This window comes from Aureibaculum marinum, from assembly GCF_003813905.1.
GTDB classification, from domain to species: Bacteria; Bacteroidota; Bacteroidia; order Flavobacteriales; family Flavobacteriaceae; genus Aureibaculum; species Aureibaculum marinum.
In genome coordinates this window covers 22,702-36,711 of sequence record NZ_RPFJ01000030.1, presented here as the reverse complement: position 1 = coordinate 36,711, position 14,010 = coordinate 22,702, and the positions used below count along the sequence as shown (strand labels likewise).

Annotated in this window: 7 protein-coding genes; 3 read left to right on the top strand and 4 right to left on the bottom strand. The window is 30.6% G+C overall.

Features of this window, described 5'->3' with window-relative positions:
* The first annotated feature begins 33 nt into the window (after positions 1 to 33).
* Positions 34 to 1,311 (top strand): purple acid phosphatase family protein, encoded by a 1,278-nt coding sequence (locus tag EGM88_RS12760; protein ID WP_162497584.1) that lies wholly within the window; start codon positions 34 to 36, stop codon positions 1,309 to 1,311.
* A gap of 15 nt (positions 1,312 to 1,326) precedes the next feature.
* The gene (locus EGM88_RS12755) at positions 1,327 to 3,384 is read left to right on the top strand and encodes an alpha-galactosidase (RefSeq protein WP_123898815.1); all 2,058 of its coding nucleotides are present in this window, start codon (positions 1,327 to 1,329) and stop codon (positions 3,382 to 3,384) included.
* Between the two features lie 175 nt (positions 3,385 to 3,559).
* Here the strand turns inward: EGM88_RS12755 and EGM88_RS12750 are convergent, their stop codons facing one another.
* Positions 3,560 to 6,178: a glycoside hydrolase family 2 TIM barrel-domain containing protein gene (locus EGM88_RS12750; protein WP_123898814.1), complete on the bottom strand. Its 2,619-nt coding sequence runs from the start codon at positions 6,176 to 6,178 to the stop codon at positions 3,560 to 3,562.
* A 133-nt stretch (positions 6,179 to 6,311) separates the two neighbouring features.
* Here EGM88_RS12750 and EGM88_RS12745 point away from each other — a divergent pair, with 133 nt between their 5' ends.
* A complete protein-coding gene (locus tag EGM88_RS12745) occupies positions 6,312 to 10,424 on the top strand; it encodes a two-component regulator propeller domain-containing protein (protein WP_123898813.1) in 4,113 nt (1,370 codons plus the stop codon).
* 148 nt (positions 10,425 to 10,572) lie between these two features.
* Here EGM88_RS12745 and EGM88_RS12740 read toward each other — a convergent pair whose 3' ends face one another.
* From EGM88_RS12740 to EGM88_RS12730, 3 genes are read right to left on the bottom strand one after another with little or no spacing between them, the layout of a single operon-like run.
* Positions 10,573 to 11,337, bottom strand: coding sequence for an HpcH/HpaI aldolase family protein (locus EGM88_RS12740; RefSeq protein WP_123898812.1), 765 nt, complete (start codon positions 11,335 to 11,337; stop codon positions 10,573 to 10,575).
* Positions 11,338 to 11,339: 2 nt separating this feature from the next.
* A complete protein-coding gene (locus EGM88_RS12735) occupies positions 11,340 to 12,797 on the bottom strand; it encodes an NAD-dependent succinate-semialdehyde dehydrogenase (protein WP_238988441.1) in 1,458 nt (485 codons plus the stop codon).
* Positions 12,798 to 12,806: 9 nt separating this feature from the next.
* Positions 12,807 to 13,961 (bottom strand): mandelate racemase/muconate lactonizing enzyme family protein, encoded by a 1,155-nt coding sequence (locus tag EGM88_RS12730; protein WP_123898811.1) that lies wholly within the window; start codon positions 13,959 to 13,961, stop codon positions 12,807 to 12,809.
* Between the last annotated feature and the right edge of the window lie 49 nt (positions 13,962 to 14,010).

Below are 14,010 nucleotides of genomic sequence, written 5' to 3'. Positions count from 1 at the left end.
ATTATTGTATAGCGTTTTTTAATATAAATGATAATGATAAGAACAATTTTTAGTTTAGTAATATGGATGTTTACATTGACAATAGTAGCACAATCCTATGAAAAAAATTTAGCTCCAAAAACATTAGATGTTAATTACAAAGCTTCTCCAAGACCAGATAGAATTATCTTAACATGGAGTAAAAATGATTTATCAACACAAACTGTAACTTGGCGTACAGATACAACCGTTACAGACATTGAGGCTGAAATTGCAAAAGTGACACCTGATGTCGATTTTTATAAAAATGAGACTGATTATGATGCAACGTCAACTACTTTTACAGCAATAGATGAAACTGTACAATACCATACCACTACTTTTAAAAACTTAGAACCCGACACATATTATGCCTATCGTTTAAAAGCAGATGATTATTCAAGTGAATGGGTACAATTTAAAACTGCACCTAAAACAACAGACAAACCATTTTCATTTATCTATTTAGGTGATGCTCAAAACGACCTCTTCAGCTTATGGTCTAGAGTGATTCGATTGGCTTATAAAAGAGCCCCTGATGCAAAGTTTATGCTACATGCAGGTGATATGATAAACCATTCTCAAAACAACTACGAATGGGGCGAATGGTTTGAAGCAGGCTCTTTTATTTTTAAAGAAATGCCACAACTAACTATTCCAGGCAATCATGAATATATAAAAAACGACGAAGGTCATAAAACGGGAATTACACCCATATACAATCCTCAATTTAACTTTCCTAAAAATGGTTTAGCCGAAATTGGTCACACCAATTATTACATGGATTATCTTAACATGAGATTAATCAGTTTAAACTCTAATCAAGACCTTGACTTACAAAAAACATGGCTCGAAGATGTATTAAAAAACAATACTAAAAAATGGGTAGTAGTAATGACTCACCACCCTGTCAGATCACCAGCAAAAGGTAGATTTAACAAAGGTGTTATAGAAAATTGGAAGCCTCTTTTTGAAAAATATAAAGTAGATTTGGTACTTCAAGGACATGACCATACGTATGGACGAGGAAATAAAGTTAATTTAGGTTATGACGAAAAAAATGATTACTCTGGTACAATGTACGTTGTCTCAGTTAGTGGAAGAAAAATGTATGAGCTAGGTAATGAACCTTGGATGGAAGCAAAAGCAGAAAATCAACAATCTTATCAAATAATTACAATTGATGATTCTATACTAACATATAAAGCATACACCACTGATGATACTTTATTTGATGGTTTTACCTTAACAAAAAGAAAAAATAAAGACAATAAAGTAAAAGAGATAAAATAATAAATTTTAACTGCAATGACAGCTCTTAAATTGCTTGCCCATAAAAAGTATCCTTTTATCTTGATATGCTTATTTATTAATCAATTTGTATGGTCTCAAAGGATTGAAAATGAAATAAAAATAATATTAGAAAAAGATACATTAGTCCTTGAAAACCAAAAAATAAAAGCAAAATATTCATGGAATAATGGAAATATAAGTTTAACACACTTAAACGATAAAACTAATAATAAGTCAGTTTCGTTTTCTAATGAGAATCAGAATTTTCTTTTAAACAATGAGACCTCTAACGCTACTGATAGCCACTTTGAAATAATAACAGGCACTAATAAAAACTATAAAGATGCTGTTATAACATTTAATTTTAAAGGCATAAATATAAAGCAAGTTTTAAGACTTTATTCTGATGTTAAAGCCATAAAACACACTTACTTTTTAAAAGGCAAATCCGATCAAAAATCATGGGATATCAATAAGGTAGAAAATCTTGATATGATTGAAACACGAAACAATAAAAATGATGAATTTAGTAGGATTGGACACTTAGAATTTAATACTCGACATTGGAAATTTAAATCAGTTAAATTTTATGAAGCAACTGATCATCATGATAATCCCGTTGAAGAAACAACATTTTTAAGCTATCGTAAACAACGTAAAGTTCAGGCAAACTTACTTTTTGCTTCAAATACACAAAGAAAACAGTCTATTTATATTTTAAAAGAATCTCCAATTGGTGTTAGTCAGCAATATTATCCAGGGTTTGACTTTTTGGTAGATTATAATGGATTATCAATTCATGGTTTAGGTATTTCCCCAACAGACCTTAATGACAATTGGATTCAGGGTTATGGTTATGCTTTAGGTATTTCAGATGGAGATGACATCCAACAGAAAATAACTATTTTAAATTATCAAAAAAAGGTTAATCCCTATATTTTTGAACGTGATTTTATGATGATGTCAAATACTTGGGGAGATCGAAGTAAAGACTCTCGAATGAATGAAGAATTTATCCTAAATGAATTAACATCAGCCTCCAAATTAGGTATTACTCACTTTCAACTTGATGATGGTTGGCAACAAGGATTATCTAGAAATTCAGCTTCAAAATCAGGAGTAAAATGGGATGATTGGAGTACTGAAGATTGGCAACCTCACAAAGAAAGATTTCCCAATGGTTTTAAAAAAATTATAAAAACAGCTGAAAAAGAAAATATTAAAATTGGACTTTGGTTTAACCCAAGTAAAACAAATAATTATGCAAATTGGGAACGCGATGCCAATATTCTATTAGAATACTATAACAATTTTGGCATTTCTAATTTTAAAATTGATGGTTTGGACCTAATGACAAAACAAGCCGAAATTAATCTTAGAAAATTGTTTTCAAAAGTAAAACTAGAAACTAATGGAAAAGCCGTTTTTAATTTAGATGTTACTGCTGGTCGTAGAATAGGATATCACTATTTTGGAGAATATGGTAATATCTTTTTAGAAAACAGATATACAGATTGGTCAAACTATTACCCATATAGAACCTTAAGAAATTTATGGTTATTAGCTTCTTATGTCCCCTCACAACAGCTTCAGATAGAATTTTTAAATGTCAATCGCAATAAGAAAAAATATCCTATGGAGGATATGGCATCTCCTGAAAAGGTAGGATTAAATTATGCTTTTGCCGCTACTATGATGGCACAGCCTTTGGCATGGATGGAAGTGTCTCAACTAAAAGAAATACCTTTAAACTTTATAGAAATTGTAGAAAAATACAAAACCGTTGCCAAAGACCTTCATGCCGGAACAATAATACCAATAGGACAAGAACCTGATGGCAATTCTTGGACTGGCTTTTTATCATTGGGATCTGGTAACGAACATTATTTGTTAGTTTTTAGAGAAAACAATCAAAACAAAAGTTATGAATTGAATTTACCTTTTTCGATTAATAAAACGGAAATAATTTTAGGTGATTCAATAAAAATAAAAAAACAAAATACGCACAACTTAAAATTAACATTGGAAACTCCTTGGAGCTTTAGTTTGCTAAAAATTAGTTCGAATGACTAGTTATAAATTGTAATTTATTTACCCAAACACTCTTAAAACAAAGAAGATAACTTACTATTACATAATACATCATCATAGATGCTAATTATTAATCACGGACATTAAAATTAAATGTGAATTTAGGTTAGTAAAAAAACGGAAGTCTTAATTTAAGCTTCCGTTTTTTATTTCATTATTAATTTAAACTTCTCAACTTAACTCCACTTACAATTGGCTTTCCTTTTATAGCCTTAAAAGAAATACTTAATCCTTTCCCTTCTGTAACCTTAATTTTAGTTTTCTCTCTTAATGGATAGTTATACCCATAATCCTTTAAAAGATCTAAATTTTGCAACCATGGTTGATTATTAATTAACACATCAAATATTCTTTTTCCACCAAGGTGACTAGGTGAAACATCATTACCTACAAAACGTCTAGATTTAGGAAAAGGCTCAACAAATAATAACTCCACCTCATACCATCCATCTTCAACATCAAAACGATAAGCTTCTATACCTTCTCTAATGGTTTGATATAATGGAATAAACGAATCTATAGTCAATATTTTTTCTTTTGTTCCAATTTTTTTCCCAACATATAATTGCTCACCTCCAATATACCCCCAACTTTCAGGCCTATAAGGTTGATCTTCTACCCATACGTTCGCCCCTTTTTCGTCAAAAAAAGAATGATTACTACCTGCATTAATACTTATATCAATATTATATTGTTCCTTTAAAAGAACAGGGATGTTTCTAAAATTAATGGTAATATAATCAGAAATATTATTACTTATTGCTAAAAGTTGATTTTCACCTATAGAAAGCGGTACATTAAAAGTAACTTTATTATTTTTTACTATTTTCTCCTCTAAAAGTTTTCCATTGGCTTCTAATTGTACAGTTTTTTGATTGGTATAAATATCTACTGGAGATAAAAATGGAGTTGTATCTGAAACACCAACTCTATGTTGCCAATTGGTTTCAGCAATTTTTATAAAAGGCTCTTTTAAAAGTGTCGCCTGAAACAAATAGTAAGGATCTTTAGGTACTCTTTTAGAAGAAAGCAACCCTTTCTGATTCCAATGAGGTTTAGTATCAACACGTTTTTCAGAATTAAAATCAACCAAATTCCAATACGTAGCACCAGCAAGATAATTACGTTCCATAATTTGTGTTAAATAACTTTCAATCATTGCCTTTTGACCTTCCATTGTAAAGTCAAAACGCTCTGGTTTTAGACTGTGTAATCGCTGGTCACTTCCTGAACCAAATTCACTTAAAATATGTATACGTTCAGGGTGTTTTTTATGTTCTTCATCAAGAAATTTTCCTAAATCTTCAAAGTTATCATAATACCATCCATGGTAAAGATTCCAACCTACCACTTGAGGAATATCTCCTAACCCACTAGTTTCATATAAAGGATAATGATGTAATGCCATTACAGTATATCGTGTAGGATCTTCATTTCGTACTACATTTTCTAACCTTTTAGCCAGTTTAACTGTTGCTTCGGTATGTGCATCAACCACATTTTCATCTAAAAAACGATGTGCCCAATAAATTTCATTCATATACCCCCATAAGATTATCGATGGATGGTTATAATACTGCCTAATCATTTCTATAAGTATAGTTTCTGCATTGTTATCATGTGCTTCACTGAGAGTTACTTCATTAACTAATGGGGTTTCTTGCCAAACCAACAGCCCCAACTCATCAGCAGCTTCCAATACTGCTGGATCTTGAGGATAATGAGCTAATCTTATAAAATTAGCCCCCATATCTTTTAATATTTTTAAATCATGACGGTGCACATCATCTGACAAAGCTACACCATCACCATAATAATCTTGATGGCGGTTAGCTCCAATTAATTTTAAATGACTACCATTTAAGAAAAAACCATTTTCTGGATGAAAATAAAAACTTCTAAAACCAAAACGGATATTTTCTTCATCGAGAATATTACCATCTTTTATTATAGAAATTTCAGCGGTATACAAATACGGATTGTCAGGAGACCACAAATTGACTTCTGTTAATTTACTTTTAATTTCAAATGTATTTAACCCTGTATTTGATTTTAGTCTTTTTATAGTTGAAAGTACTGTTTTACGCTGAGCATCTAAAACTTTTAATTGAATTTCTAATTTGTTTTTAGATTCAGAAATAAAACTACCTTTTAATTGAATTTCAGAACTATTTCCTTTGACGTTTGGTGTGGAAATAAACAAACCTGTTGAACCATTATCGGATAGGTTAAAATGTGTTTTTGAAGTCTCTATTAAAAAAACATCACGATAAATTCCGCCAAAAAATGTAAAATCAGCAGATAAAGGTGGAATATCGGGATTATGGGCATTGTCAACTTTTATATGTAAAATATTATTATCTGCCTTTAAAAATGGTGTAATATTTAATGTAAACCCTGTGTAACCACCAACATGACTTCCTGCTTTGTGTCCATTTACAAAAACTTCCGCTACTTGACCTACACCTTCAAACTGAAGAAAATATGATTTTTCATTCAAATCTGGAAACAAAGAAATAATTTTAGAATACCAACCTTCACCACGATAATGCCCAGGTTTGTGGTCGTTAAGCACATCTTTATTGTTCCATGTATGTGGTAAGTTTACAATTTCTCCTTCTATATTTTTTGAGAAATCAGGATTTAAAACGCCTTTATGGAATTTCCAATGTGAATTTAAAGTTGTTTTTTTTCTAATTTGGGCATGAGAAAATGCCACTGAAAGGAATATTATCAGTAATAATAATCCCTGAAGGTGTGTGTTTTTATTCAACATTATATCAATTTTATGAGATTAATTATTCACACAATTGACACAATGAAATCCGAAAAAATATATTTTAAAAGCTTGCCAAATATAATAATTTCTTTTTAAATTATCCTCGTTTTTCATTTAAGCATTTAGTTTTTTGGCGAGATATATAAGATATATTAATTATTTATTAAAATCAGATTTTACAACCATTGTTTTTTTACTTTGTTGGATTGTAAGTTCTGGGCAAATTACGGACTCTATAGGTACTAGAATTAAATTCAATCATCTAAATGTAGCAAATGGTTTATCTCAAAGTACAGTATTAAGTATTCATCAAGACACCTATGGCTTTATGTGGATAGGGACACGAAATGGATTAAACCTTTATGACACAAATAGTTTTAAAATTTTTCGTCCTACTGCAGGAGACTCTTCATCTATTGCAGGACATGTTATATACGATATTGCAGAAGATGCTAATAATAATATTTGGATTGCAACTCAAAACGGTTTAAGTAAATATGATAGAAGTTTAAATACTTTTAACAATTACCAACTTTTTCCTAAAGCAACAAAAACAATTCCTGCAAGTACTATTTTTATAGATAAAAATAATCGAATTTGGGTTGGTGGAAATTTTGGACTTTTAACATTTGACCCTAAAAACAAGACTTTTTATTATCCTGAAATAAACAATAATATTCCTAAAAACATAAATGTTAGCTCTATTCAGGAAGATACTGATGGTAACTTATGGATTGGTGCAGAAAATTTTAGTGTATACCGTTTCCATCAAAAAACTAATAATTGGCATCAATTAGAAATAAAAACTCCTACACCTATTAATTCTCGTATTGAAGCATTAAAAATTGAAAAAAACGTAGGATTATGGCTGGGTACTTACGGAAGTGGTCTTATAAAAATTGATTTTTCTGGAAACCTTCTGGAACATTACCATCAAAAAGCTTCTGGAAAAAATATAATATCTAATGATAATATAAGAGCTCTTGAATTTGATGAAAAAAATAACTTGTGGATTGGAACTTTCAATGGTCTCAATATTGTGGATCAGAACGGTTATTCTAAAATTATAAATTATCAGGAAAATAATTTTCAAGGATTAAGTCATAGTAGTATTCGATCTCTTTTTAAAGATGAAAAAGGATCGATATGGATCGGCACTTACTTTGGAGGATTAAATATTTATGACAAAGACAATCAACGATTTAAACATTTTTATCACATTGAAGGGGATAAAAACTCTCTAAGTTTCAATGTGATTGGAGCTTTTTCGGAAGATTCAGACGGAAACATTTATATAGGTACTGAGCGTGGTGGGCTAAATATTTTAAACAGAAAAAAATACACACATAAAAAACCTCCAACTGGTTATGACGACCTCACTATAAAATCACTTTTTCATGACAGAAACAAACAACTTTGGCTAGGTGTTTTTAAAAAAGGACTAAACCTATACAATCCAATAAATGGACACTTAACTCAATATCCAATAAATCAACCAAACTATAACTTTTTAAAATCTACAATAATTAATGATATTCAACAAGACTTTAAAGAGAATTTATGGTTAGCAACAGATGCTGAAGGAATTTATAAATTTAACTTAAAAAACAAAACATTTATAGATTATCCGCATCAAAAAATATTAACAGAGAGGTTACGCTATGTTCCTGTAAAAAGTATTGTAATTCTAAAAGACCAACAATTGGCATTAGCTACAAGAGGACAAGGTCTGATATTTTTTAATAGTAAGACAGGAAGTATAATTCAAAAAAAAAATTTTACAGTAAAAAATAAAGATATAAATATTGAAGAATTTAATCATGTTTATGCAGATAAAAATAATAATCTTTGGCTATCCTCAAATGGAACTGGTTTAATAAAATATAATCTTAATAACAATAAAATTAGTCACTTTGACATAAAAAAAGGACTTAGCAACAATGTTGTACAAGGTATTATGGAAGACGCAGATAGTAATATTTGGGCCATTACCTTAAATGGTTTAACTAAGATAGATATAGTTTCTGACAGCATTGTTAAAAATTACACTTATGCATCTGGAATTCCGCTAAATGAAATAAACGAAGGAGCTTTTTATAAAACAATAAATAATGAGTTTTTAATTGGTGGAAATAATGGGTATATAAAATTTAACCCCACATCTCTACAAAATAACAATTATATCCCCAAGATGGCTTTTACAGGAATTGAAGTAATGAATAAAGCTGTTTCACCACAAGATGATTCAGGCGTACTAGAAAAAGAACTCAATAAAACAGAAAAAATAACGCTTAGCCATTCTCAATCAATTTTAACTTTAGAATTTGTAGCATTAAGTTACTTAAAAGCTGAAAATAACCATTACAAATATAAACTGGAAGGCTTTGATTTAGATTGGGTTTATACTAAAGATAGGCCCCGGGTAACTTATACAAATTTGCGTAAAGGAGACTATACTTTTTATGCAAAAGGTTCTAACAATGATGGTATATGGAATGAAACCCCACTTAAGTTAATGATAACTGTAAAACCTCCACCATGGCAAACTTGGTGGGCTTATATAATATATACACTTCTTATTATAGGAGGTTTTTATATCGTAAGAAGCAATGGAATAAGAAGTGCCAAACTAAAACACAGTTTAAAAATTGAACAAATAGAAAAAGAACGTTGGAAAGATGTTCATGATCTTAAACTGAAACACTTTATGGATGTTTCTCATGAATTCAGAACTCCTTTATCACTAATTTCTGCACCATTAGAAGAGATACTAAAAGAAAAAAAAATAAAACCTAAGGTAAAGTCATTGGCCAAAACCATGGATTTGAATGTAAAGAGGTTACAATTACTTATCGATCAAATTTTAGAATTAAGAGCTTTAGAAACGGGGCATAGTAAATTAAATCTACAACCGATAAACCTTACTATGCATATTGAAGAGATTATTAATTCGTTTAAAACTTTAGCAGATAAGAATAACATAAAATTAGTTTTAAATAATAATAGCACCAATGATAAATTGGTAATGGTAGATCAAGAAAAACTGAATAAAATATTTTTCAACCTTATTTATAACGCTTTTAAATTTACACCATCAGGAGGAGAGATTTCTCTTATTATTGATTCAACAACAACACAAAATCACATTTCTTACACTTTTATATTAAAAGACACAGGTATAGGAATAGAGCCTGAATTTCTTCCATATATTTTTGATCGTTTTAAAAAGAAAAATCAAATGGGTAGTGGTACAGGAATAGGTCTTGCTCTAACAAAATCAATTGTAGAGATTATGAAAGGAACAATTGAGGCCACTAGTACCCTTGGTAACGGAACTACTTTTACTTTACATTTGAATTTAAATAAAGCCATTACTGAAAACCAAGTTGTTGAAACTACGAGCTATGCCCTACCATTTCCAATCGAACAAGAAGTTTTAACTACTCAAATTATTGACGAAGAATCGACTTCTGAAAAAGCACAAATTTTAATCGTAGAAGATAATCTAGAATTACAAAATTATTTAAATGATAAATTAAAAAAGAACTACATCATTCGTTCTGCCAGTAATGGAAAAAAAGGCTTAAAAAAAGCAAAAAAGTATGGTCCTGATCTAATAATTAGCGACGTTATGATGCCTGAGATGGATGGATTAGAGCTCTGTAAAGCTATAAAATCTGACAAGGCCTTATGTCACATTCCAGTATTACTACTAACAGCAAAAGTATCTAAAATGAATAAAATGGAAGGTTTGGAAACTGGTGCAGATGCATACTTAGCAAAACCTTTTAGTCTTGAAGAGTTACAAATTAGAATTAAAAATGTATTAAAAAACCAAGCCTTACTTCAACAAAAATATCAAAAACTTTCTACACCATATCTAAAAGAAGAAAAACTACTAAATCCTCAAGATGAAAAATTAATGACTGCTATCTTAAAAGTTATCACTGACAACCTAGATCAACCAAATTTTACTGTAGAATTTTTAGGTACCGAAGCAGGTCTTAGCCGTGTACACCTTTATAGGAAATTAAAGTCACTAACAGGAATGAATCCTTCTGAATTTATTAGAGATATTAGAATGAAAAACGCTTGTAAATTGCTAGAAACACAACAATACAAACCTTCAGATGTAGCCTATATGGTAGGGTTTCAAGACACTAAATATTTTAGCATTTGCTTTAAAAAACATACTGGAATGAGCCCTTCTAAGTATATAAATAGTAAAAAATTGAAAGTTTAAACAATTAGAGTATATCTTAAAAGAGTAAAGAAATAAAAACTCAATCATAAGCAACTTAGCAATCAATCGCTGTAGAACTAAAAATTTGAAGAAAAACATACTAGATTACGTTAAGTAACTATCTTATTCAACAAAAACAGAAAAATATTTAACTACTGATTTGACCAGTTATTTGCTTAAAAGAGTTCATTATTATACCGACATCTACGGCATAAGAAATATATTGAACACCAATGTTTCTCCACATTTTTGCTTTTTCAGGAGTTTCTGTAAAAGTACCTATGTACTTACCATATTTTTGAGCAATTTTAACAGCTCCTTTCATAGCATCAACCACTTTAGGGTTATTTACCTCTCCTGGCACACCACATGACTGTGACAAATCATAAGGGCCTAAAAATATAACATCTATACCGTCAACTTGGACAATTTCTTCCAAATTACTAATTCCTTCCATTCCTTCAATGTGAATTATAGTAGTGATGTCATCATTAGCCTTACCAAAATGATTTATAGCACTAATGTTTGTATATTCTGCAGCTCTTACATAACGACACATTCCTCTTTCTCCTTTAGGATAAAATTTTGTAGCTTTTACCAATTTATCTGCATCTTCTTTAGTACAAATTTGAGGAACTTGAATGCATTTTGCACCAACATCTAAAGTTCTTAAAATTAAGGTCTCAGAATTTTCTGTTACCCTCACAACCGGTATGATATCACGTGCTTCAGCAGCACGTATCATATTTTGGAGTGACTCAATACTATACGGGCCATGTTCCATATCAATAATCACGAAATCAAAACCACTTAACGCTGCGATTTCAACAATTGCCGGATCTTGAATTTTACAAAATGGCCCACAAACTGTTTCTCCTTTATTGAGACGACTTTTTAGCATATTTTTTTTCATAACTATAATGCCGCAGTTATACGTTTTTTAACTAAATAATCTTCCAATGCGAGATGTGAACAATCATGACCAATTCCACTATTCTTAAACCCTCCATGAGGTAAATAAATAGCATATTTTACTCCATTAATTTGAACCTCACCAAATTCCAATTCTTCAACAAAACGTTCAATTCTTTTATAATTGTTGGTAAAAATATAGGATGCTAATCCAAACTCTGTATCATTTGCCAATTCCAAAACCTCATCATCAGTTTCAAAAGACATAATACCTGCAACTGGTCCAAAAATTTCTTCTCTAAAAACCTTCATTTCTCTTGTTGTTCCAGAAATTACTGTAGGCTTCATCCAATTTCCCTTTTCAGGTAAATCATCAGGAATTTCACCTCCATATTCTAATGTAGCCCCTTTACTCAACGCATCTTCTATTAATTCAAACATTCTTTCTCTAGATCCTCTTGAAGCTAGCGGCCCCATAAAAACATCTTCATTTTCTTTTATACCAAATCCTACATTTAGTTCTGATGCTTTTTTCACAAAAGCTTTAATGAATTTTTTATAAATATTTTTATGCACAAAAATTCTATTTGCAGCAACGCAAATCTGACCAGCATTGCCAAACTTTAAAGCAATTGCTAAATCTAAAGCTGTATCAAAATCAGCATCTTCAAAAACAATAAAAGGAGCATTTCCTCCCAATTCCATTCCTAATTTTTTTATAGATGTAGTGCTTTCTGCAATAATTTTTTGTCCTGTTTGAGTAGAGCCAATCATGGTAATTACAGATGGTATCTTACTTGTAGTCATTGGGGTTGCAACCTCACTACTAGAACCTGCTAAAATAGTTACAACTCCGGGAGGAAAATTAATGCTATGCATAATTTCACCAACCATATATGTAGACAATGGTGATAAACTAGATGGCTTAATAATTAACGAACAACCTGATGCCAAGGCAGGTCCAATTTTATAACCCACATTTAATAAAGGAAAATTCCATGCTAAATAAGCCACTACTACACCTGCTGGTTTAGAAATCATTTTGTGAGTATGTGTATTGTCATAATCTGGAATTTGCTCTTCTCTTAAATTTTTCATAGCATTTGGATACCATTCTAATGCTTCTGTTAATCTTTGAATATCTTCAAGTGAACCTGCATAAGTTTTACCCATTTCATGAACCATAGCAGTTCTTAATTCATATTCTTTTTCTAAAATAGCATCTCTCAACTTTAGCATCCAAGAGGTCCTTTCTTCAAGTGACAATTTAGACCAAAATTTAAACCCCTTTAAAGATGTTCTTAAAGCTTTTTCAGCATCTACCCTACCTGCTTTGGCAACTTGAGCAATTACTTCTCCTGTGGCAGGGCAAATAACATCTTCTCTACTGCCACTATCTGCATCAACTAATTGTCCATCAATATATAACTTTTTATATCCAAAATTTTGTGTTTTCATCATTATTCTATCTTAAATATTATTTTGAATTGTAACATTAGATCTTGAAAATTCTTTTAAAACATCTTCATCTACATCAATTCCAAGACCTGGTTTATCTGGTACTTCAATCATACCATCAACCATTTTAATTTTAGGATTTGTTAATCGTTCTCTTAAACCATTTTCTGTTTGATCATATTCTATTAAAAAATCTGGTTGATACATTCTTCCAGGAATATTTTCTAAATTAGAAATAAAATGAAGAGCAACATGAATACCAATGGCGGTTCCCCAAGTATGTGGAATTAAATCAACTCCGTAAGAACTTGCCAATGCTGCTATTCTTTTAGCTTCAGTAAGACCTCCACTAGCACAAATGTCTGGCTGAATAATATCAACTGAATTATTTCTCAATAATTGATGAAATCCAAATCGTAAATATTCACATTCACCACCAGAAATAGGGATTGAAGTTTTAGTTCTTAATTCACTATACTGTTTATAATATTCAGGTGAAATAGGCTCTTCAAACCAACTAATATCAAAAGGTTCAATTTTCTTGCATAATGCGATTGCCTCCCTCAAAGTGTACGCATGATTAGAGTCTACCATTAACTGAATATCATCACCAATAATTTCTCTTATTTTTTTTACATTTTCGTAGTCCGCTTTAATTCCTAATCCCACCTTCATTTTAATAGCCTTAAATCCCTGATTCACATATTTTGTTGCCTCTTCTGTAAAATCTTTGGCAGGATTCTTATGGTCTGTAAAGTATAAACCTGTAGCGTATGGTCTAATTTTTTTTCTATGAGCACCACCTAATAAAGTAGAAACAGGTAACCCTAATATTTTCCCTTTCAGATCCCAAATTGCAATATCAATAGCACTCATAGAAGCTACTAGAATTCCCCTTCTTGCAAAATCCAAAGTCTTTCTATACATATTATGCCAAATCACTTCATTTTCTAATGGATTTTGACCAACAACATAAGGCTCTAAAAGTTTAACACCTTCTTCTAATACATTTGCTGGTCCATACCCTTCTCCCCAACCAAACTCGCCATTTGATGCTGTTAACTTTACTACACAAATACATCTTTCTGAGTATTCCCACTGTGAAAAGAAAAAACTTTTTGACAGTTTATCTTTAAGTATAAATGTTTCTATTTTTTCAATAATCATAATTCAAGTCAAATTTTTATGAAACTACTATCAGGTATAAAACAACCTA